21 protein-coding genes are annotated in these 21,568 nt (G+C 36.0%); all 21 read right to left on the bottom strand.

Annotated features, from left to right (window positions below):
- Nucleotides 1-4 precede the first annotated feature (4 nt).
- Nucleotides 5-1,222, bottom strand: coding sequence for an acyl-CoA reductase (locus ACUR5C_RS06735; RefSeq protein WP_454467590.1), 1,218 nt, complete (start codon nt 1,220-1,222; stop codon nt 5-7).
- Entirely contained in the window at nt 1,223-2,329 is a 1,107-nt protein-coding gene (locus ACUR5C_RS06730) for a LuxE/PaaK family acyltransferase (RefSeq protein WP_454467589.1), read from the bottom strand.
- Complete coding sequence (locus ACUR5C_RS06725; protein WP_454467588.1) at nt 2,322-3,698, bottom strand: AMP-binding protein; 1,377 nt, start codon at nt 3,696-3,698, stop codon at nt 2,322-2,324. The genes ACUR5C_RS06730 and ACUR5C_RS06725 overlap by 8 nt, the downstream gene beginning before the upstream one ends.
- Nucleotides 3,699-3,707: 9 nt before the next feature.
- Nucleotides 3,708-4,466: an SDR family NAD(P)-dependent oxidoreductase gene (locus ACUR5C_RS06720; RefSeq protein WP_454467587.1), complete on the bottom strand. Its 759-nt coding sequence runs from the start codon at nt 4,464-4,466 to the stop codon at nt 3,708-3,710.
- The gene (locus ACUR5C_RS06715) at nt 4,453-4,689 is read right to left on the bottom strand and encodes an acyl carrier protein (protein ID WP_454467586.1); all 237 of its coding nucleotides are present in this window, start codon (nt 4,687-4,689) and stop codon (nt 4,453-4,455) included. The genes ACUR5C_RS06720 and ACUR5C_RS06715 overlap by 14 nt, the downstream gene beginning before the upstream one ends.
- 13 nt (nt 4,690-4,702) lie before the next feature.
- Nucleotides 4,703-5,347 carry an acetyltransferase gene (locus ACUR5C_RS06710; protein ID WP_454467585.1) on the bottom strand — a complete coding sequence of 215 codons (645 nt, stop codon included), beginning with the start codon at nt 5,345-5,347 and terminating at the stop codon, nt 4,703-4,705.
- On the bottom strand, nt 5,340-5,936 hold the full coding sequence (locus ACUR5C_RS06705) for a sugar transferase (protein WP_454467584.1): 597 nt from the start codon (nt 5,934-5,936) through the stop codon (nt 5,340-5,342). Before ACUR5C_RS06705 ends, ACUR5C_RS06710 begins: the two co-directional genes overlap by 8 nt.
- Nucleotides 5,933-7,141 (bottom strand): glycosyltransferase family 4 protein, encoded by a 1,209-nt coding sequence (locus tag ACUR5C_RS06700; RefSeq protein WP_454467583.1) that lies wholly within the window; start codon nt 7,139-7,141, stop codon nt 5,933-5,935. The genes ACUR5C_RS06705 and ACUR5C_RS06700 overlap by 4 nt, the downstream gene beginning before the upstream one ends.
- 24 nt (nt 7,142-7,165) lie before the next feature.
- A complete protein-coding gene (gene wecB / locus ACUR5C_RS06695) occupies nt 7,166-8,317 on the bottom strand; it encodes a non-hydrolyzing UDP-N-acetylglucosamine 2-epimerase (RefSeq protein WP_454467582.1) in 1,152 nt (383 codons plus the stop codon).
- Nucleotides 8,318-9,427 (bottom strand): UDP-2-acetamido-2,6-beta-L-arabino-hexul-4-ose reductase, encoded by a 1,110-nt coding sequence (wbjC, locus tag ACUR5C_RS06690; protein WP_454467581.1) that lies wholly within the window; start codon nt 9,425-9,427, stop codon nt 8,318-8,320.
- Nucleotides 9,424-10,446, bottom strand: a complete 1,023-nt coding sequence (locus ACUR5C_RS06685) for a polysaccharide biosynthesis protein (protein WP_454467580.1) — start codon at nt 10,444-10,446, stop codon at nt 9,424-9,426. Before ACUR5C_RS06685 ends, wbjC begins: the two co-directional genes overlap by 4 nt.
- An 11-nt stretch (nt 10,447-10,457) precedes the next feature.
- Nucleotides 10,458-11,237: an AglZ/HisF2 family acetamidino modification protein gene (locus tag ACUR5C_RS06680; protein WP_454467579.1), complete on the bottom strand. Its 780-nt coding sequence runs from the start codon at nt 11,235-11,237 to the stop codon at nt 10,458-10,460.
- A 2-nt stretch (nt 11,238-11,239) separates the two neighbouring features.
- Nucleotides 11,240-11,854, bottom strand: coding sequence for an imidazole glycerol phosphate synthase subunit HisH (gene hisH, locus ACUR5C_RS06675; RefSeq protein ID WP_454467578.1), 615 nt, complete (start codon nt 11,852-11,854; stop codon nt 11,240-11,242).
- Entirely contained in the window at nt 11,851-12,987 is a 1,137-nt protein-coding gene (locus tag ACUR5C_RS06670; RefSeq protein WP_454467577.1) for an N-acetyl sugar amidotransferase, read from the bottom strand. Before ACUR5C_RS06670 ends, hisH begins: the two co-directional genes overlap by 4 nt.
- 11 nt (nt 12,988-12,998) lie before the next feature.
- Nucleotides 12,999-14,144, bottom strand: a complete 1,146-nt coding sequence (locus ACUR5C_RS06665) for a glycosyltransferase family 4 protein (RefSeq protein ID WP_454467576.1) — start codon at nt 14,142-14,144, stop codon at nt 12,999-13,001.
- Nucleotides 14,144-14,758, bottom strand: a complete 615-nt coding sequence (locus ACUR5C_RS06660; protein ID WP_454467575.1) for a CatB-related O-acetyltransferase — start codon at nt 14,756-14,758, stop codon at nt 14,144-14,146. The genes ACUR5C_RS06665 and ACUR5C_RS06660 overlap by 1 nt, the downstream gene beginning before the upstream one ends.
- A gap of 36 nt (nt 14,759-14,794) precedes the next feature.
- Nucleotides 14,795-15,982, bottom strand: a complete 1,188-nt coding sequence (locus ACUR5C_RS06655; protein ID WP_454467574.1) for an O-antigen ligase family protein — start codon at nt 15,980-15,982, stop codon at nt 14,795-14,797.
- On the bottom strand, nt 15,972-18,122 hold the full coding sequence (locus tag ACUR5C_RS06650) for a glycoside hydrolase family 20 protein (RefSeq protein ID WP_454467573.1): 2,151 nt from the start codon (nt 18,120-18,122) through the stop codon (nt 15,972-15,974). Before ACUR5C_RS06650 ends, ACUR5C_RS06655 begins: the two co-directional genes overlap by 11 nt.
- Nucleotides 18,123-18,165: 43 nt before the next feature.
- The gene (locus tag ACUR5C_RS06645) at nt 18,166-19,533 is read right to left on the bottom strand and encodes a lipopolysaccharide biosynthesis protein (RefSeq protein WP_454467572.1); all 1,368 of its coding nucleotides are present in this window, start codon (nt 19,531-19,533) and stop codon (nt 18,166-18,168) included.
- Nucleotides 19,496-20,626, bottom strand: coding sequence for a DegT/DnrJ/EryC1/StrS family aminotransferase (locus ACUR5C_RS06640; RefSeq protein ID WP_454467571.1), 1,131 nt, complete (start codon nt 20,624-20,626; stop codon nt 19,496-19,498). The genes ACUR5C_RS06645 and ACUR5C_RS06640 overlap by 38 nt, the downstream gene beginning before the upstream one ends.
- 65 nt (nt 20,627-20,691) lie before the next feature.
- Nucleotides 20,692-21,546 (bottom strand): UDP-3-O-(3-hydroxymyristoyl)glucosamine N-acyltransferase, encoded by an 855-nt coding sequence (locus ACUR5C_RS06635; RefSeq protein WP_454467570.1) that lies wholly within the window; start codon nt 21,544-21,546, stop codon nt 20,692-20,694.
- Between the last annotated feature and the right edge of the window lie 22 nt (nt 21,547-21,568).

The following is a 21,568-nucleotide window of genomic DNA, read 5'->3' as shown; positions in this document are numbered from 1 at the left end:
ATTTCTACCGTACATCTATGTTTCTTGTTAATATTTGAGGTAAATCATACCCATCCCAAACACTTGAAAACTCAAGTGCTTTACCTATAGGTACAATTCTATCTATCCCAGGAATTTCTGATAAAACAAGCTTACTTAAAAGCTTTTTATCTATTCCAAAATAACTTAAGGTCTGATCACTTCGACCAAAAGTAGAAAGTGCGTCTTTTATGTCTTTTATCGCTATTTCAAAAAACAGTCCAGAACCGCAATGCTTTACATTTAAACTATGTTTGTTCAAGTCTAAAGTAACTCTGCTAACCAAGTTTGAGCTTGCTTTACTGTATGATATTTTTGAATCTATTGCGGCTTCTTGAATTGTGACGTATTTGTTAATGATATCACCTGCTTCAATACCGTGCTCAAAAATCAAAAGGGATTTCTCAACAGCTCGCCAAAATAAATCAATTGAATATTTGTTTTTCTCGTGATTTAGCCAAAAGACAGTTCGCGGTGATGAGCAAGCTTGCTGACCAAACAAAAACGCATCATTAACAAAATCACTCGCCAATTTTTCCAGCTCTGTGCCTGTAGCCTCGCTTAAACTGCCAGCGTCAATTATGGCGTAGGAGTATTTATTTGCAAACTTTAGGTCTATACACGTTGGCTTTGACAAAGAACGAGATATTTCACTTATAGTATTATCTCCCCCCCAAATCATACGCACATCAGACAAACTTGAAAGTTTATCCGTAATTTCTCTATCATGTGAATAAGTTAAAATAGCAATTTGTTTTTTTAGCTCTAGAAATTCATTACCTAGAAGCTCATTAAATATACTAAGTAGTATTTTTTGGCGTTCAGAATAGTTTTGTGATATGCGTACAATATTTTTATTCCCTAGCATCAAAGAGAGAAATAATGAGTATACAAAAATCGTGTCCACGTTTGAAGGTGCGATATGGAAAACTACACCTCTTGGAACCTTAATACCGTCACATGCCTTACTTTCAAAGTCACTTTGAATTTTTCTAATATGTGACTTTCTCATCCAAAAACCCAACGAAACAAGATCAGGATAAGGTTTAATCTTTACATCAGTTAGTAACATTCTAGAAAAACTGTTGATGAAGTTAACAACAACATCATTAAAAGGCTCTGACAATTTGTCGCCCATCTCTCGTTCAAAATCTGCAAAGTTAAATGAGCTTGGAGCCAACATCTTAATCTTTTCTGATGACATTTAACGTTTCCCCTTTGAGTCATTATGTGTGTCACTACACCCTCTTATTTCAGCTTTTGGTACGCGGCCTCTAATTTTAAAGTATCTACCCAGCCGCCCGCACTTGCAGTCGTCTTCCCCAATAACCGTACCTAAATCTTCAGTAAGTAAACGATGCCCAGGATAGCTTATAGGTAATAATGAGTCGACCTCTACCACTCCTTCCTCGCCAAACTCGCATTCACTCCAGTCTCGAGTCCTTCTCATACGTATTTGCGAAAAGTTAGGTGCATGTAAAACGCCATGTTCGCATTCAACAAAGATGGAACCAACTTGCTCAACCATACCATAAAAATTGTGGACTCTAGATACATTAGCGTACTCTAGCAGAGTGTTTTTAAACACTTCATTGCTAACAGCTTTATCTTCTAATTTCTTCCAGCCACCACTGTGGATTAAAATGCCCGAGTTTAAATTGACACTTCTCCTCGTCGCCTTGAGTTTCTCTACAAAATATTGCCATACCATAAATGTAAAACCGAAAACAAAAATAGGACCTTGATTATGCTGTTTAAGAAACAAATCTATTGCCTCAAAATTAATTTCCATATTTTCATCTAGCGCATATGTATGTTTTCGACCAAAAGTGGAAAGTCCTAAAATGCCTGCGCCTCGCGCAGAAAAAGATGTTCTATCCTTAACAACGCCTGGATGATCAATAATGAGCATTGGGAGCCTAGATCGCCCGAGATAAGATTGCATAATATTGACTAAAACTTTCGTTTGTAAATTAGCGGTAATTCTATCTAAATATATTTTAGATACTTTTTGACCAGTTGTACCCGATGAGGTGAGAGTCTTAACCACATTGGCGTCTGTAATAGACTTTAGTTTGTATTCTTTGAACAATCTTACAGCCAAGCTAGGTGTTAGACCGAATTGTTGCACTAGATCACTTTCTCTGTGTAAACGAGTCAGTTTTTCATACTGCTTACAATTAAAAGAATGATAGTCAGTAAGAAGTTTTAAACCATCTTCGAACAATTTATTTTTGTCCTTTTTACTTAAACTATAGGGAGAAGGTTCATCAAGAAGGCACCCTATATTTTTAATAACTATCTCATTCATCGCTTTTTCCAAATATCGACTTGTAGTCAATTTTCCCATTAGGTGTTCTGGCAAATTCATTCACATCAAACGAATGAATACTATTAACATTAAACTTTAATTTATGGCTAATAAATTGCTTAACATCGTCTTTAACCGTTGGTTTAATACAAGCTATTTCTAGTAGATCGTCTTTTCCGCCACAAACGCAAAAAAAACCCGCAGAATTTAAAATTTGTTCTACTTCATCTAAGTTAACACGCAAGCCATACATTTTAATAAATCGTTTGGCTCTACCGACAATATAAAAATCTCCATCCGAATCAAAAAAGGCTATGTCACCAGTTTTCAAAGATACTAACTTGCTAGTTAGATACAAGTCGTCGATACAACTCGCATAGCCAATCATAACGTTACTCCCCTTAAAAACGAGCTCACCTTTTATTTCTGCTTTTCTAATTAACTCTCCAGAATTATCATACAGCTCTAGCCGCCCACCGGGTATGGCTTTACCTATGCTTGTCGGCTTAGACTGCAACTTACCTGGCTCTAGATAAGAAATTCGAGCAGTAGCTTCCGTCTGGCCGTACATCACATAAAAGGTTATCCCTTTTTCGTCACACCAGCGAGAAAATTTAGTGACTAGATCTTCATTGAGCTTGCCCCCTGCTTGTGTCATATATTTTAAACTTGGGAGTTCCATTCTAACAAATCGCAATTTTTCGAGAATTTCATAAATATATGGCACTCCAGCAATTGAGGTTACCTCTTCTGCTTTAAACTCATTCCAAAAGCCGCGACTTAATATACTCAACGGTGTAATAAACATTGCCGCTCCTACGAGCAAATGAGAGTTTAAAATCGACAATCCATATGAATAATTAAAAGGCAATAAAGAAATCGCTTTGTCACTCTTTGTGATAGGAAGGTAATTTACGATCGATTCAGCATTGCTCTGTATATTATTTTTACTTAATTTTACTAGCTTAGGATCCCCTGTCGAGCCCGACGTAGAGAGTAAAACAGCTAACTCATCGGGCAATGGGTCACAAGACCTTCCCTTAATTAGCTGAAAGTTTCGATTTTCTAGCTGGCGAACAACCAACCTAGGGCAATATAAATCAATCAGCTTTTCTCTTAAACCAAGTTCTAGCTCGTTATCGATAAGTAAAACAGGATTATTAGATCTAAGCGCTGCTAAATAAAACAAAACGGTGTCGATAGATTTACTTGTTTCCAAAATCACCAATTGGTTCTTAAAAGAAAAGCTCTCCGAAACAATTTTGTTAACTCTAGCCTCAATATCTGAATATTTATAAGTTATACCATTACGGCAAGTAAACGCACAAGCATCTCCAAATTTCTTTAAATCGTTCCAAAACCAAGTCATCAGATTACCCTAAATTAACATCCCACCATCAACACCAATCGTTTGACCTGTGACGTAACTGGAAAGGTCGCAAGCTAAAAAAAGTACAACTTTAGCTATTTCTTCAGGTTTTCCGATCCTACCCATTTTTACAGACTCAATTCGTTGTTGAAATACATCTTCCGGAATAGAGCGAGCCATATCAGTATCTATAAATCCAGGTGCAACGGCATTTACTCTTACATTTTTACTAGCGAGTTCTTTGGCTAGAGATTTTGTCATTCCAATGACAGCAGACTTACTGCCGCCATAAACACTCTGCCCTTCATTCCCATTTGTACCAATTATTGATGCAAGGTTAATAATGCTTCCAGCCCCACTTCTTACCATTAGCCTTGAAGCATATTGAGTGCAATACAGTGGTCCAAAAACATTTACTTCATAAGTACTTTTAATTTGCCTTTCTGATACCATTCCGATTAAGGCATCATTGAGAACTCCTGCATTATTAACTAAAATATCTAAGCGCTTATATTGCTTATAAATACTTTGAAATGCCTCTTTTACAGCAAAGCTGTCAGTGACATCAAATATCGCAGTACTAAAAGCGACATTATCAGCTTCTAGCGCCGCTTTAGTTTCACATAATGAGTCTTTACTTCTGCCGTTAAGAACCAGCGTCGCACCTGCCCTCCCTAATGCCAAGGCAACTTCACGGCCAATACCTCTAGCAGCTCCAGTGACTAATGCGACCTTTCCTGATAAATCAATATACTTAAAATTTGACATCGTACTTACCCAAAATCTCCTTAACTTTTGCTACGCTGCTCATATCAATAATATCATCCGTATCGAGCATTATATCGAACTCATCTTCTATTGCTGCAACAAGTCCCATATGAGCAACAGAATCCCATTGAGGAATAGTCCCATACTCTAACTCTTCTGAAAATACCGCTTCACCTATTCCTAAAGAATCAATAAAAATACTTTTTAATCTTACTAAACTCATTAAAATCACCTCGTTAAATTAATTTATTTTTAAATACTTTATACTCACCCCTAACGGTGACTATTGAATTATCAATTACATCACATTTCGCGTAACTATGAGCATCTATTTGGGTTCTCTTACCGATATTAACACCAGGAAAAATACTTGCTCTAGTTCCTAAGAAACTTTCATTTCCAACCGATGAATTTCCGTTAACGGCGCAATATGGCGAAAGAACGCTACTTCTTCCAACTTGACTATCATGTCCGACACTACAATGCACATTTATAGCTACGTTACTTCCTACTTTAGCATTAGAGTTTACTATAGAAAATGGACATAAAACTACTCCTTCTTCTACTTTTGCTGTTTTAGCTATATAACAGGAGGAATGAATGTATGTAAAAAACCTTGCCCCTTTAATCGATAGTTTTTCAAATATGATCTCTCTAAATTTAGGGTTACCAACCGTGATTAAATAATGACAACTAGGATCTACTTTATGTTCATCTACCGTCCCTAACAATTTTAGATCGCAGTTGACTAGATCTGCGCGATCATCTAAAACACCAATGACCTCTATTCCAGATAGATAGCCCATATTAATATCGTGATTAATATATTCGTATATTTCAGAAAAGAAACCACCTGCTCCCACATAAATTAAATTAATCATATTTAGTACCGCTAAATTTTTTCATTGTAGCGTGATCTGCAGAATTGATGTCAGAGCGCTTTAATACCTTTAATACAGTCAGCGCTAATATTTTTAGATCTAATACAAAAGATTGGTTATCAACATACCAAACATCTAGCTTAAATCTTTCTTCCCAAGATATATTATTTCTACCATTCACTTGAGCCCAGCCTGTTATTCCTGGCTTAACTTCATGGCGTCTAACTTGCTCATCATCATAATGCTCAAGATACTCAACCAAAAGCGGCCGAGGCCCAACTAAACTCATATCACCATTTATTACATTTAACAATCCTGGCAACTCATCTAAACTCGAAGAGCGTAGAAATTTCCCAAACTTTCCCAACCTAACTTCGTCGGGAAATAACTCACCACCACTGTCTCTTTCATCACTCATAGAACGGAATTTTAATAAATAGAAAACTTTTCCATGTAAACCAGGCCTAGCTTGACGAAAGAAAATTGGACGACCGATAATAAAGTATATGAGTAGTGCTACACAAATAAATACTGGCAATGCACCTATAAAAGCAATAATTGCAGTTACTAAGTCAAAATACCTTTTCATGTTCTCACCACTCGATTAAATACATCTATGAACTTACTTACGCCAATTTCAAGAGATAAATTATCGTTATAGAAATCACGCGCACGATCACCTAACACTTCTAACTCCTCCTTATCTTTACTCGCAAAGTTCGAATAAGCAGCAGCTATAGCTTTTACATTTGAAGGCTCACAAACTTCTCCACAAGAAGATTTACTCACTAATCCCGCAGCATCTCCTTCAACAGCCATAATAATCGGCTTTCCAAGCGACATATAAGCTTGAGTTTTTGAAGGAATAGTAATAGTAAACAGTATATCCTTTCGCAAGTGGACTAATAAAACATCAGCCTGCGCTAATACTCTGCCAACTTCATTCATTGATACTCTAGGCAAAAAATATACATTAGGTAAATTCTCACTTTGAGCTAAACATTCAGCATTCGACTTTGCAATCCCATCTCCAATAAAAACTAGATTGAATGCAATGTCTTTTGATACCTCCTTGACAGCGAACACTAGACTACTTAGATCTTGCGCATTCCCCAGATTTCCAGCAAAAACAATATTGAACCCACTGGGTAACTCGACGCTCCTTTCGAGAACCGGATTTCTAAGCGAGCCTTCGTCTGCCCAATTATAAATAACTTCAATTTTAGTGGAACTAATGCCTCTAGATTCAATTGCAGCTTTAAAACCTGGAGATAATACAACAATAGCATCAGCTCGACGATAAATAAAATCGCAGATTTTAGCCACAAAATTAAGTAACTTTTCGTTGCTGATCATCCCGGTAGACCTTAGAGTATCAGGCCACAAATCTTGAACATCTAAAACTAATGGGGCCTTTTTAAATTTACTAAGTACCCAAGAGGATAAAAGCGTTGTTAAGGGGGGATGATAAGAATATATAACATCAGGTCTTTTAACTTTTATTAATCCCAAGATACAAGATGATAATGCAAAGCTCAGATAATTTAACATTCTCTTTAATCCGGAGCTATTATGACTTGGATAGAGTGCGACTCGGTGAATAACAACTCCATCAATTTTTTCTTTTAAATAAGGCTTAATTTTATAACCTTGGTAAACGTTACCACCCGGATAATTTGGAAATCCTGTAAGCACTTCAACCGAATGTCCTTTCTTCACTAGTTCCTTAGCAAAAACAAGACCTTTTATTGCAGGTTCAGGATCAAACCACTGTGTAACTATCAGTATTTTCATTTAGAAAAATTTTCCATATTAAAATTACCGCCAATCGTAGCGAGAAAAATCTTCTAGATTGCGCCAACGATTAGTCAACTTAGCAGTCCCCATAATTAATTTAGTGACTCTTAATGAAGTATTTTCTACGGTGTACTCAGCCGGTAACTCTCTGTTAGCGTAAATAGCAGATTCTTGAGTAACAAGCTCAACACAATTGAGTAAAACGTCGGGATTTAATCCAGATATTACTATTGAACCAGCATCTAAGGCTTCAGGCCTTTCTATTGAATTGCGTAAAGTCACAGCAGGAAAATTTAACATTGCAGACTCTTCGCTGATTGTCCCGCTATCAGAAACAGCACAAAATGACTCTTTCTGTAATTTATTATAATCAAAAAATCCAAATGGCTTTAAGAATCGAATATCGCGCTCGCCAAAATCAAAATCCAATTGTTCAAGTCTGTTTTTAGTCCGTGGATGCGTAGAAACAACAATCGGATAAGCATATTTATCGTAAAGTGCATTTAAGCATTCAACTACCTTACGCAAACTGGTTTTATTATCGACATTCTCTTCTCTATGAACGCTAATTATAAAGTACTTTTTATGCTCAAGGTTTAGTTTATTTAGCACATCGCTTTTATCGATCGCTTCCTTTTTCGAATTAAGTACTTCAAGCATAGGAGAGCCAGTAACGTATATAAAACGATGACTTAATCCTTCGCTAATTAAATGTCGCCTAGCGTGCTCTGTATAAACTAAATTAAAATCAGCAAGATGATCTACAAGCTTACGATTAATTTCTTCAGGCACATTAGCATCGAAGCTGCGATTTCCTGCTTCCATATGATAGGTTGGAATTTTCATTCTCTTTGCCATCATAATTGCAATTGCACTATTCGTGTCACCAAGTACGAGTACAGCATCAGGCTTTTCTTTTAGGATCACTTCTTCAGTCTTAATTATAATCTCTCCTAAGACCTTACCTAAAGATGAAGTATCAACATTTAAAAAATAATCAGGCTCCCTTACTCCTAACTCATCAAAAAAGACTTGATTAAGTTCATAATCATAATTCTGCCCTGTATGAACAAGCTTATGCTCGGTAAATCGCTCTAACGACTTCATAACAGACGCTAATCTAATAATTTCGGGTCGCGTCCCCAAAATAGTCATTACTTTTAATTTTTGCATTTATAAAACCTTATGATTGATCGTATCAGGTTTGCTAGGGTCAAATACTTCATTTGCCCAGAGCATCACGATCATTTCGTCATCGCCAATATTTTTTATATCATGAGACCAACCTGGCACAGTTTCTACAACTTGAGGATCAGCACCATCAACCTCAAGACTATAATAGTCATCGGTAACTATATTTCTAAATCCAAATTTTGCTTTGCCTTTTATCACTAAAAATTTTTCATTTTTGGAATGGTGATAATGACCACCTCTGACAACGCCAGGATGAGCTGTAAAATAAGAAAACTGACCTGAATCTTTTGTCTTGAGCATCTCTACAAATACACCACGAGGATCTTCATGCTTTACCAACGGATAATTAAACTGTTCTGGCTTAAAATAACTTATAAAAGTTGAATAGAGAGCCCTCTCGAAGCCGACCCCAACTTTTTCAATACATAAGCTATTTTTGCTCTGCTTAAAAGCTAGCAATTTACTATGTAGTTCACCTACGGTTACTTGATACGTTTGCGTCACTGCGCATTCGTGAAATTTTGCAGCACTATCAGCATCAATATGTGATATAAACGCCTCGACGACATCGTCAATGTAAACCAAATTAATAGTCGCTGAAGCATCATTAATTTGAACAGGTTTGTCGTTAGCAATATTATAACAAAAGGTGGCTACTGCGGAATTGTAGTTAGGCTTGCACCACTTACCAAACACGTTAGGTAAGCGATAATTATAAACTGAAATATTACTTGAGTTGGCAAGGCTATGGAGCTTTTTTTCAGCTTGTTTTTTACTAACTCCATATGGATTGTCTAATTCTGCTTGGATTGAACTAGTATATATAATACTTACCTTATCTGTTCTACTACTAAGCCTCTCGCAAATAATCTCGGTGAGCAATGCGTTTCCTTTAAAAAAATCGCTATCCTCTTTCGGTCTATTTACGCCAGCCAAATGAAAAACAAGGGTGGCATTATCAATTTTAGCAAGCATGTCACTTTCGCTATCTTCGCGAGTCACGCTTACGGGGTTGTGACCGAGCTCCTTAAGCCTTACAACTAGATTTTTACCTATAAATCCATTCGCACCAGTTACTAGAATGCTCATAGCTTACTCACTTCAGTTTTTATAAAATCAAGTTTTAATAATAGTTTTTTCATCCCATCAACATCTAATCTTGTAGTATTGTGCGAGTTATAGTCCTCAGCCTCTGAAATTGTGCCTTCTCCCTTATCTACAAATTTACCGTAATTTAAGTCTCTTAAATCAGGAGGCACTCTATAATACTCCCCAAGATCTTCGGCCGCAGCCATTTCTTCTCGGCTTAATAACGTTTCGTACAGTTTTTCACCATGGCGAGTACCAATAACTCTAACTTCATGACTATCGGCATTATAAAGTGAGAATAATGCCTTTATTAACACATCGAGAGTTGCAGCAGGAGCCTTTTGAACAAACATATCACCATTTCGAGCATTTTCGAATGCGTATAATACTAAATCAACGGCATCCTCAAGTGTCATCATAAAGCGTGTCATGCGGGGATCCGTTACTGTAATTGGACTCCCTTCTTTTATTTGCTTAGAAAATAGCGGAATTACTGAACCTCTAGACGCCATTACATTCCCATATCGAGTACCACTAATAACCGTTTTCTTGTCATCAGCATGACGAGACTTTGCAACCATGACTTTTTCCATCATGGCTTTAGAAATTCCCATTGCATTTATAGGATATGCAGCTTTATCAGTACTTAAACAAACCACCCGGCTTACTTCATTTTGTATAGCAGCCTCAAGCAGATTTTCTGTGCCTATGATATTCGTTTTCACGGCTTCCATAGGGTGGAATTCACAAGAAGGTACTTGTTTAAGCGCTGCAGCATGAAAAATATAGTCAACACCGCGAGTAGCATTTAAAATACTGCTATAATCTCTCACATCACCAATATAGAACTTCAACTTATCGCTGTTATATTTTATTCGCATGTCTTCTTGCTTTTTTTCGTCTCGACTAAATATCCTAATCTCCGACAAGTCACTTTGAAGAAACCTTTTTAGTACTGCATTCCCGAATGAACCAGTCCCACCTGTAATTAACAAAACTTTATTATTAAAAATCGACATATAAATCTTTCCTAATATTTTAAATCTGATTTAAATAGATGTTTTTTAGCGTTCCACTCAGGATAACTTATTAAAACAGCTCGATATGGACCTTTAAATACGAAAAAGCTACCAGCAGAAACACCAACAACGCCTAGGCGTCGTACCGCACTCTGAAAATCTTCAATTTTTCCTGCGCCTCCAAGTATTGTAATTGGTATACTTACAACATCACGCACTTTCTCTGCGAAATCTAAATCATAGCCTGTCATCATACCGTCATTATCTATTGAATTAATAACTATCTCACCAGCGCCCAAACGCTCAAACTCTGTAACTAGCTCTAACGCGTTTTTCTTCGTATTGAAGGTACCATTGTGTGTCCAAACATCATATTTTTTACTAAATAGCTTTTTCTTTACATCTAAAACTACAACGACACTTTGTGCACCAATTTCATTGGATATTTCTTGTATCAATTTAGGCTCTGCAATCGCTGCTGAGCTGATTGCTACTTTCTCTACCCCTAGTGAAATAATCTTTCTAGCTTGCTCGGCGGTTTTTACCCCACCGCCGTAACATAGCGGCATCCTACATTCCGCCGCAAGCCGGCGAATAGTCTTAAAGTCAGGCTCAACAGCGTTCTTTGACGCATCAATATCAAGAACAATCAACTCATCAGATTCTTTTTCGTTAAAAATTTTAACTGCATTGATCGGATCGCCAACGTACTTTGGGTCTTTAAACTGTTGCGTCTTTACTAGGCCTTTATTTTGGATGAGCAAACATGGTATTACTCTAGGTCTTAACATTTTTAGATTTCCGCAAAATTACTTAATAACTTAACACCACAATGGTGACTTTTTTCTGGATGAAATTGAACACCATAGACATTTTCATTTGAAACAGCACAGGAAAACTCTACACCATAATGAGCACTTGCTATTGAGTTGGAGTCATTTTTGCAGTCAAAATAGTAAGAGTGAAGAAAGTAAAAGTCTGCTTCATTTTCCATTCCCGCGAACAGCGGGTTATTATTAATCGGCGAAACGTCATTCCATCCCATATGTGGAACAGCTATAGATTCGCTCAATCCTAAGCTGGCGAATGCTTTGACTTTACCAGGGACCCAACCTAGCCCTTTTAAATTTCCTTCCTCGCTACTGTCGGCTAACATTTGCATTCCAACACATATTCCCAGCACTGGAATTCTGTCAACCAAAACCAATTCCTCTAACGTATCTTTCATTCCAGAATCTTCGAGTCTTTTAATCGCATGATCAAATGCACCTACACCAGGCAAAATTAACTTGCTTGCACCTTTTAGTGCATCAACGGTTTGTGCTATCTCCACCGGTATGTGCAGCCGTCTAAATACGTTTTCAAATGCCGTGATATTGCCTAGGCCATAATCTACAATTTTGATCATCTGAATAACCTTTTTTCTAAACCAAGTAGGCTCATTATTCTTGCGCCTATGCCAATCATAAAACGTTTATTTTTATAATCAGTTGCCACTTTATTCTTACCATTAAAAATTACTTCTAGTTCCTCAACGCTGAGATCTAGTTTATGCGCTACGTATTCAAACTCCGACTTGAGGAACTTTTCATCCATTTCAGGTCGAGAAATCCTTTCGAGCGCTTCATCTCGAGTCATTTGGCCTGTCATTATCAAACTCGAAAAATGTGCTCTCCTTTTTTCATATCCAAATTTCCTTGGCATCCAATAATCTTCATAGAAGCGTGTAAATCGAGACTCATGGTGTTTATGCTTAAACTTTTGCCAACCGTATAATTTATTTAGAGTTTCTTCTGCTTCACTTTTTTTGTATGGTAAATTGTTAAGTGGTTTAACAACTTCCATTCCAAATATATACTTGTAAACAAGCTTATATACGAAAATATCAACAATAGGAAATGACTTTAACTTCATATTTCCAAACTTGTCATTGATGTCCTTAATTAATAATTTATCTATTCCTGGATATGCACCCCATTCTTCAGGTTCTCTACAACACTCAGTAGAATAGTTAGCGCCGGTGAGTACATACTTAATTTTGTTTGCTCTTGCAAATTTATAGAGCGCTGAAAAGAAAGCTGTGTCTTGAGGGAAGTCTTGATCTGCTATTTGAGACTTTAGAAAAGCAGTCTGCATACTTTTCATTTCTTCCCAGTTTATAACTTCTGTATATAAGTCAAGTCCTAACCCATTTACTAGTTTCTCAATATTCCCAACTGCTCTGTCAGTATTCCATCCGGCATCAACATGAAACAAAAGTGGTCTCAATCCCATTACTTCTTTAGCCACATGTGCAGTGTAAGAACTGTCAAGCCCTCCACTCAAACCAATTATACAATCGAAATCCTTTCCCTCTCCTTCTTTTTTAATTTTTTGAGCTATACGCATTAGATTACGCTTACCGACTTCACCGGTATCCCAGCTCGGCTTTATATTATTCTCGAAATTACGACAATACTCACATACTCCATCTTCATAAACTACTAAATTTGGATCACTTTCATCCATAATGCATCTTTGACAAATACTGTAATTCTTCATAATTTAATACCCTATACTTCAAGTCGCTTTGCTAATTTCTTGTAATCTAAGTGCTCAACAGCTATGTCATACGATTGCTTTCCACTTAATTTAACAAGTTCCCTATCGCCTTCAATTTCTAAAAATGTTTTAATCAAGTCATCTTGATTAGAAACGAGCCACCCTGTGCCGCCAAGGAGATCTATATGACTTTTTACCTTATCTAATACCGTGGCACAGCGACAGCACAAGCTCATTTGCATCGTTGCTGATTGGGAACCTGGTTGAACATAAACATCAGAAGCACATAAAAGAGCTCTTAACTCTTCTGCATTTTTCCAACCGAGATACCTAATTCTTTCATCCGACTCTATAATTCTCGAAGCTTCTTCAGTTAAATTTTCAGAGATCTCGCCGACTATAAAAAATTTAAACTGGTTAGATTTTATTTTATTGAATGCCGTTAATGATTCAATTAGTTTCTTCTTTCTATCAAATTTTCCCGTTTGAATCATCAGTACGTCGTCATATTTTATACCATATTTCTCTCTACAACTCTCTCTAACAACAGCATACTCATCATCATCTAATATTCTTCCCCCTAAATAGAACATTTCAATTTTGGACTTGGGTATTCCATACATATCTATGCAAAAATCCTTAACTTCAGCTGTTAAACAAAGAATTTTACTTAGATAAGGTAAAGCTTTCGTGATAATAGATTTATAGAATAGCTTATGAAGCAAATATTTTGACATAACCGTTCGAGCGCTATTATGAGCGTCTTCATGACTATCAGCATAAAGCTTTACGTTTTTATTTATTTTTTTATATTTAATCAAGCTCATTAGCTCCCAGCCACAAAGCCCGTGAAAAAGTACTGCGTCAGGTTTCTCTTTAACTAGAATGCTTAGCACGCCTTTGTGCATCCTTAACTTTCTTGCTAGAAAACTTGGCAAGTATTTTGTGTAAGGTAAACGTATAACTTGTGCGCCCTCAGATCCTAGATACGATTTAGGTTCTGTATACACCAAAGAATTATTCTTGCCTATAGTTTCTGTTGAAGCTATTACAAGAACCTTGTGACCATCTATTACATTTTGCCGGATTAGCTCATTTTCTTGATACGAAAAATCATCTATATAAAAGCAGGATAAACAACAGTGAATAATTTTCATTACTTACGCTCCTCATCATACATACTTAAAAACTTAGTAGGATCATTAAAGTAATCACTATACTTTAAAAGTTTTTCGTCCGGCCACTCCCACCACAAACTATCTAATAATGAATCTATAATATTTGAGTCAAACCTCATCCTTATTAATTTTGCTGGATTGCCTGCGCATATAGAATATGGGGGTACATCCTTAGTAACTACAGAGCCCATGCCAATAACCGATCCTGTTCCAATTTTCACACCACTCTTAATAATAACACGCTCGCCTATCCAAACATCACTACCAATTCTGGTCTTGATTTCTGGATTATATTCAAATAATGAATATTTTTTTTTAATGCTATCTTTATGTGAAAGAAATGCTGGACTCGTTGAAACAAAATGCAATGGATGTGAAGCACCACCAATTGATACATCACTAGCTATCGAACAAAAAGCACCAATTTCTGTGTTTATTAATGAACAGTCATAGCCACAAAATGAGTGTTTACCTACAGTGCTATTCACAACCAATGATCCAGGCTCAATAGTTGATGTCTTGCAAATTACAGAGTTCTTTATAGATGGAATTCTCAGGCGCTTTAATACTTTAGATATAATATACTTAACCATTGCTTCTCACTTTTATTTTATAAAACTTCTTTTATTTTATTTATGAATTTTCAACTTAGACTGATAACCAAACAAACTAATTAAAATCATTATCACCCAAAATTGGTTTGCATAGAAAATTGAACCACTTACCAAAACGAACGTTCCATACTGAAAAAAAAGCAATGCTAACCAACCAATTTTATTATCAACGATCACATTAAATGCAACAATGGTTGCGTAACAATATAAAAATAGGAAGCAAACTCCACCAATGACTCCTAAAGCCATAAAAGATTCAACGATTAAATTATGCGGATATGAAGCATGTGGATACCAGGCTCCATAAAGCATATTCTCCAAAAAAGACGACATAGAATCTGCTAGCAATGTATTTCTTGCACTATCAGAGAAAAAACTACTGGAAATCCGCTCGATCATATAGATTTCTGCACCAGCTAGTATAAATAGTAACGACGCAACTACAATGGCTAATGCACTATACTTTAATAAATATTTAGCTTTAAAACTTAAAGAATAACGTAGAAAAATAACGGCCACGACAATTCCAAGCGAAAGCACTGGCCCTCGTGACCCAGCGATAAGCAAGCAAAAACTCGAAAATAAAAATATGAATATAGTTATTACTTTTTCTAACTTTGTTAAACTAATTTGTCTATACGTCCAAACACTCAAAATTATAGCGGTTAGTGCTAAATGCCCGTAAGCTATAGGATTAAGTGTATCGGTCTCCAGTCTACCCGACAATAAAGTGGAAGGTTCTATCTCACTTCCAAGAGCAATTAAAGTTACAATTAGTCCAAACAAAGAAACTATTAACAATCTATAAGGACTTATAAGCTTAATTACATTAATTCGACTTCCTAAACAGGCGGTTGCGGGTAAAAAGACAACTCCAATGGAATAAAATATTACTTCAAACCAGTCAAAAGAAAAAGAGTCATAATTCAATAGGAATTCAAAAAGCAACCTTGTAAGAAACAACCCCCAAAAACAGAACCAAATGAGATTGAAAACTTGCCAACCTCCGCTTCGGTTTCGAAGATTCAATACGAATAGAAAAATAGCTGAAGTAAGAACGAGAGCTCTAAACGGGACACTTAAAACCCGATTCTCAATACTAAGTAATATAGACAACCCAGCGACAATTGGATAACCACTTAAAGTACTTACCAACAAAAATTCAAACGTTAATCGAGAGAATCGAGAACTACTATTTTTCATGTTGGCTTATTCTAAAAATCGCACCATTGTTTGTTAGTAATGCTTTATGCCAATTTAAAAAATTTCTTTGATTAACCGGTGATAGTGTGTCGTTTGTCACTTTACTGCTTTCTAACAGCAATATATCGTTAGTTATAAGGGATTTTAGTTGCTCATTGTCGTTACCCAATAACCCATTAATAACTAGATCTACACTATTTGAAGTGAGCCTATATCTGACAAGACTAGATTCAAACCATTCAACGTCATCTAACATTCGCGCTTTAATACTTGGTTCGATATTTTTAGCTAACATTGTTCTCCACTTAGAAGCGGCATTATTTAGTCGACTTAATGACTCATCAAGCCCTCTAAAATTCTCAATTAACACGTTATCCTCGAACAATAATGGTATACTTTGCAGTCCACCAGTTTTAAACTGATTGAATATTTCTATATCACTAATTTCTCTCGACTCCCCCCAAAAAATTGTCTTGAATAAATGATAATTTAACGAGTCTTCTCCAAATAATTCTTTTGCATTATCAATTGAATGCATTACTTCATCGTAGATGCTTTCCCATTCCATAGCATATTTACCATATCTTTTAGAAAAATATTTATGCTTTACCGCATCTCCAACTAATTTGCGACTATAGCTTGGATCCATATTTTTCCACAACATTTTAGAAAAAAGTTGATTAGTAAGTCTACGAGGCCCTGGATTCTCATACAACGGATGCATATATGCTACTAGATTCTTGTTAAATTTACTAAGCTGCAGAAAAGAATCTTCTATATTTAAATGATCTGTGATTGCTAGTGCGGCGAAAGCACTATAATTGTAATAATCTACTGTACCGTAGTTATTATCACTTTGTTTGTCCCATTCGAGTATATTCTTGTATATTGTGTTATTACTTTGATGCTCATCTAAACTCTCAAATATGGGTTTCGACCAAGTTCTCTCATTTAGATAAAAGATATGAATGTAATCAGAGAGAGCTAAATTATCAAGTAAATCTAGTCTCGTTGGTGCAATCCAAGTATTAAAATAGCTAATACCAGCAACTACTACCTTCCGGTCTAATAACTGATTTTTAAATGCAACGTCTAAATGTTCTTGAACTCTAAGATAAAATAATAAAAGATTATCTGTGTTGTTCCCCGTACTTAATGCATCGTCGCTTTGGTCAAAAAGATTAACTCGGCTATCTTCTGGCCAAATATTTAAAATATCGATTTCATTTAAATCGCCACCATCGGCTAATCTCTCGATTAACCTTTTAGAAAAATATTCTGCCGATTCTGCATTTGAAAAAGCCGGGTTGTAATAGGTACCAGCGCGAGGAATTTTTTTCCGTTCGCCGTTAACTAAAGCAAACCACTCTGGATGTTTTTCATACAACCCCTCTTCTGAGTAAATTTCTTGCAAAATCTGATGACCTCCTCCCCAAGTTTTAATACCTAAAGTATTTTTTAATATATAATTTCCTGGTCCAGTCAAATTAAATCTATTTCGAGCTAACCATAACAAATAATCTCTGGGGAGCGGTTCTTCATTAAATATCCAAAAACCGCGATTTACTGTTTTTGGATCTTCCATAACCTCATAGTTTCCAACAGATTCCGTTGGTAAAGTTACCTCTCGATGATCATACCAAGCAAATCCCTCTGACTCTAAGAGTCGATAAACACCATAAAGAACTCCCTGTTTCGCAGGAGCGTATATTTGAACACTTTCGTCGGACTTTGCTAAATAGTAGCCTTGTGTTGAGAGTTTTTGATATTCTTTTTTTTGCCATTCCCCTTCCGTGATGAGTTCGCTATCCAAAGTATCGCTGATTTTCAAATATAAATGAGGTAAAGGTAACTTATATTCTTTCTCTTGCAAAAAACTTACGGAATGACCTATCATGTCAAAATGACTGATTATTTCTTTAACCGCAAAAGCTACTGTAATAGCGTTTTCATAACTTTCCCCTTCTCCAACTGTACTATATTCTGAAGCATTTATTGCTTCTTCAAGTGTTGAAAATGGATAAATATCGGCTACTACTAATTCAGGAAAATTAATCTTAGAAGTAGCTCTAATTCCACTTGTGTCTTTACATGAAATTAACATTAGCATAATAAGTAAAATAATATTAATTTTTTGCATAATACTTCACACTCCAGCGCCTAAAGATCAAACGGTAATATACCTAAATGTTTGGTATAAATATCAAAAGATAACAAAAAAAACTTAAACCAATTAGCAAACATAACCCAACAATTTTTAATTTGTCATTTTTTCTGAGTTCTATTACTTCTAGAATAAGTAATAGATATACGAAATAAAAAATGTAACCGGATATAGCGTAGGCTTCGATAATAAAAGGTTTATTCAGATAAACTATGAGCAACAATGAACCAACTCTCAATACCAAGCCGAAAACATGTAGCATTAGCGCTTTCTTTTGGTTATTTGTTATATTCAATACCATTGAAACTGGGGAAGATATCATTTGCAATATGAACCAAGGAGTAAACCATACAACCATATTTCCGGCCTCTTTCCACTCACTGCCAAATATCACAGGAAAGTAGTATGGAGCGAAAAACCCTACAAGAGCAAGTGGAACTACTGCAATTTTCAAGAGATTATAAATAGTTAGCTTTGTAAACTCAGGTAAGCTACCTGTTCTATAAGTCTCTGGAGCAGTTGCTAAATATACTTGACTAATCGCGGTTCCTATTAGTGAAATTGGTGCTCCCATCACCCGAGTCGCTAACAACAAATACCCGGCTGTTGGTCCAGCAGTATAACCAGCGATCAATAGTATTGGTAACTCAACTGCGGCTGTGTTCGTTAATGCCTCTAAGCTCGAAAATTTAGGATAGTTTTTATACTTAGCAAAGGTGTTTTTTAACTTTCGAATGGATATTTTAACGGAAATCGATTTGAATTTTGAAATATTTCTCCGGAATAAATTTATGCTGGCTGAAGCATTTCCAGCGAGACTCCCTAATATCAAGCCAATACCTGAAGCCTGTATAATACCAAGCACTATTTGCAATCCAACGTAGCTGCTAGCTTGAAGCATTCGGCTCTTTGCGATTATCGAAAATTGCTTTTCTCGGATTGCCCAGTATTGAACAGCTCCAAATATACAAATTAAAAGCACACCCAGCGGTACCCAATTTTTAACCTGCACTAATGCACTACCTCCTAAACTGATAAACAGTTCAACCGGAGTAAATAATGCAATTAAAAATAAAACGCATGATATTATAAAACAGCTACTAAGGGCTAAAACAAAAACATCAAACGCCTCATCATCAGTCTCAGCGGTAGGTATGGCAATTTCAAATCGCAAACATGATGATACGGAACAAATCGAGAGTAGTGACAAAAAAACGGCAAATTCGTTAAAGTTCTCTGGACTATAGATCCTTGTGATAATAGGTAGTGCAAGAACGCCTAAAATTTGCGCAACAACAGTTCCACCAATTAGCAATATTACTGAAGAGAAGAAAGTGCTCTTAAGAATTTTATCTTTTAGTATTATGAGCCAGGATAGCATTTTCAAGTAATTCAATATCTTCAATTAAATAGGGGTGCATTGGTAAACTAAGCACTTGATTCACAACTTTTGAAGCGACAGGAAACTCGTCATCTAATTGGTTTAAATTTTGAAAAGCCGGTTGTTTGTGCAAACAAGTACGATAATAAACCATAGTAGGAATACCTACTTCACTAAAACTTGCAGATGCTAGCTCGCGCTCCTTAAGCTTTAGCGTATATTGTGCCCACGAGCTATAACAACCGCTCTCAACTTTAGGTGTTTCATATATTCCGTCAAATATTCTAGAATAAAAATTAGCTACAGTATTTCTATTTTCTAACTCCAATGGAAATATAGAAAGTTTTTCTAATAAAATCGCGGCTTGAATTGTATCTAGCCTACTATTCAAGCCAATTCTTACATTGTCATATTTATCACTACCTTTACCATGAACTCGTAATGATTTAATTATTTCTGCTAGTTCATCATTATTTGTAAAAATTGCACCACCATCTCCATAGCACCCAAGAGGTTTAGCTGGAAAAAAGCTGGTAGTCGCTATATCTCCAAAGCTACCCGCTTTTTTTCCATTAATTTCACCTCCAAATCCTTGTGCTGCATCTTCAATCAGTTGTAAGTTATATTTTCTAGCAATCTGTTCAAGGTTTTCGAAGTCCGCGGGAAGTCCAAACAAATCTACAGCAATTATTGCCTTCGCATTCATTTTCCCTTCAGCTATAACACTTTCTATTTTTTGTTCTAATGAAATAGAACAAATATTGAAAGAGTCACGATCTATATCCACAAATACAGGAGTCGCTCCAACCAAAGCAATGACTTCTGCAGTAGCAAAAAAAGTAAATGTTGGGCAAAAAACCGCATCTCCCGGCCCTATATTCAGCGCCATTAATGCTAACTGAAGAGCGTCCGTTCCATTTGCGCAAGTTATTACATGCTTAGTACCTACATAATGAGACAACTTATCTTCAAGCTCATAAACTTCTGGCCCCATAATATAAGTACCATGCTCAAGGACCTTTGAGATTCTATTATCAATATTAAGCTTAACATGCTTATATTGCTTCTTTAAATCAATGAATTCAACAATATTAATCATAAACTCCTACACTACTAATTAAACATAAAATATAACGTATAAATCAAACTAAAGGTAATTTGACGCTACTTAAATTGACGAGCCGGATTTCCGAACACCGTAGCGGAATCTTCAACGTCTTTAAGAGCTATAGCCCCTATCCCGACTGTAGCGTCTCTCCCGATAGTCAACCTTTGCCGTACACATGAGTTAGGAGCTAATTTTGCATTTTCGCCAACAAAAACGTAACCCGATATTCCAGCTTGTGCTATTACCAAGCAATTATTATTCAGTGTACAGTCGTGAGCAATATGGACCAAATTATCTATTTTAGTACCCTTACCGATAACAGTCTCACCGTATATACCTCTAGCTATGCAAGCGCTAGAGCCTATTTCCACATTATCTTCAATAACAACGCCACCTACTTCCTGCTGTTTTATTCGCTTTTTGTTAACTTCAAAAAAATTAAAGCCCCCGACTCCTATTGAAGTGTTTGCACCTATATAACAATCTTTGCCAATCTTAGTGCCAGACTTAATAACAACATTGTGATCTATAAAAGTCCCTTCACCTATTTCGACATCTTCTTCTATAACGACATTCTTTCCTATATATAGTGAACTAGGCAGTGGTTTACATTTATAAAGCTCTTTAAAACCGATAGTTTCTTGAACCTTCCTTATAATATTATTCATCTCAAATTTTGGATTATCTACCACATAGCAATTATATCCTTCTACTACTTTATTCGTAATAAGGATCAATGAATCAAAACACTTTGGAAGTTCACCTTTTAAATATATACAAATACTAAATTCTGCGGCGTCACTAGGATCTGATATCGAATGTAACTTTTTATCTAAAACACTGCTACATATTTTTGTGTCTCTCACTCCCAGCTCTCGCAATGTAATATTTTTATTAAACCATCTGCTCATTTTCAGCTCCAAGTAACTTCAA

It is taken from the genome of Aliikangiella aequoris (assembly GCF_053709105.1).
The sequence above is the reverse complement of the archived record's forward strand: the minus strand, read 5'-3'. Positions and strand labels throughout refer to the sequence as shown.

What these genes read in the sequence shown, in the direction of transcription:
- ACUR5C_RS06735 (WP_454467590.1), bottom strand. Translation starts at nt 1,222, where the DNA reads ATGTCATCAGAAAAGATTAAGATGTTGGCTCCAAGCTCATTTAACTTT.
- ACUR5C_RS06730 (WP_454467589.1), bottom strand. Translation starts at nt 2,329, where the DNA reads ATGAATGAGATAGTTATTAAAAATATAGGGTGCCTTCTTGATGAACCT.
- ACUR5C_RS06725 (WP_454467588.1), bottom strand. Translation starts at nt 3,698, where the DNA reads ATGACTTGGTTTTGGAACGATTTAAAGAAATTTGGAGATGCTTGTGCG.
- ACUR5C_RS06720 (WP_454467587.1), bottom strand. Translation starts at nt 4,466, where the DNA reads ATGTCAAATTTTAAGTATATTGATTTATCAGGAAAGGTCGCATTAGTC.
- ACUR5C_RS06715 (WP_454467586.1), bottom strand. Translation starts at nt 4,689, where the DNA reads ATGAGTTTAGTAAGATTAAAAAGTATTTTTATTGATTCTTTAGGAATA.
- ACUR5C_RS06710 (WP_454467585.1), bottom strand. Translation starts at nt 5,347, where the DNA reads ATGATTAATTTAATTTATGTGGGAGCAGGTGGTTTCTTTTCTGAAATA.
- ACUR5C_RS06705 (WP_454467584.1), bottom strand. Translation starts at nt 5,936, where the DNA reads ATGAAAAGGTATTTTGACTTAGTAACTGCAATTATTGCTTTTATAGGT.
- ACUR5C_RS06700 (WP_454467583.1), bottom strand. Translation starts at nt 7,141, where the DNA reads ATGAAAATACTGATAGTTACACAGTGGTTTGATCCTGAACCTGCAATA.
- wecB (WP_454467582.1), bottom strand. Translation starts at nt 8,317, where the DNA reads ATGCAAAAATTAAAAGTAATGACTATTTTGGGGACGCGACCCGAAATT.
- wbjC (WP_454467581.1), bottom strand. Translation starts at nt 9,427, where the DNA reads ATGAGCATTCTAGTAACTGGTGCGAATGGATTTATAGGTAAAAATCTA.
- ACUR5C_RS06685 (WP_454467580.1), bottom strand. Translation starts at nt 10,446, where the DNA reads ATGTCGATTTTTAATAATAAAGTTTTGTTAATTACAGGTGGGACTGGT.
- ACUR5C_RS06680 (WP_454467579.1), bottom strand. Translation starts at nt 11,237, where the DNA reads ATGTTAAGACCTAGAGTAATACCATGTTTGCTCATCCAAAATAAAGGC.
- hisH (WP_454467578.1), bottom strand. Translation starts at nt 11,854, where the DNA reads ATGATCAAAATTGTAGATTATGGCCTAGGCAATATCACGGCATTTGAA.
- ACUR5C_RS06670 (WP_454467577.1), bottom strand. Translation starts at nt 12,987, where the DNA reads ATGAAGAATTACAGTATTTGTCAAAGATGCATTATGGATGAAAGTGAT.
- ACUR5C_RS06665 (WP_454467576.1), bottom strand. Translation starts at nt 14,144, where the DNA reads ATGAAAATTATTCACTGTTGTTTATCCTGCTTTTATATAGATGATTTT.
- ACUR5C_RS06660 (WP_454467575.1), bottom strand. Translation starts at nt 14,758, where the DNA reads ATGGTTAAGTATATTATATCTAAAGTATTAAAGCGCCTGAGAATTCCA.
- ACUR5C_RS06655 (WP_454467574.1), bottom strand. Translation starts at nt 15,982, where the DNA reads ATGAAAAATAGTAGTTCTCGATTCTCTCGATTAACGTTTGAATTTTTG.
- ACUR5C_RS06650 (WP_454467573.1), bottom strand. Translation starts at nt 18,122, where the DNA reads ATGCAAAAAATTAATATTATTTTACTTATTATGCTAATGTTAATTTCA.
- ACUR5C_RS06640 (WP_454467571.1), bottom strand. Translation starts at nt 20,626, where the DNA reads ATGATTAATATTGTTGAATTCATTGATTTAAAGAAGCAATATAAGCAT.
- ACUR5C_RS06635 (WP_454467570.1), bottom strand. Translation starts at nt 21,546, where the DNA reads ATGAGCAGATGGTTTAATAAAAATATTACATTGCGAGAGCTGGGAGTG.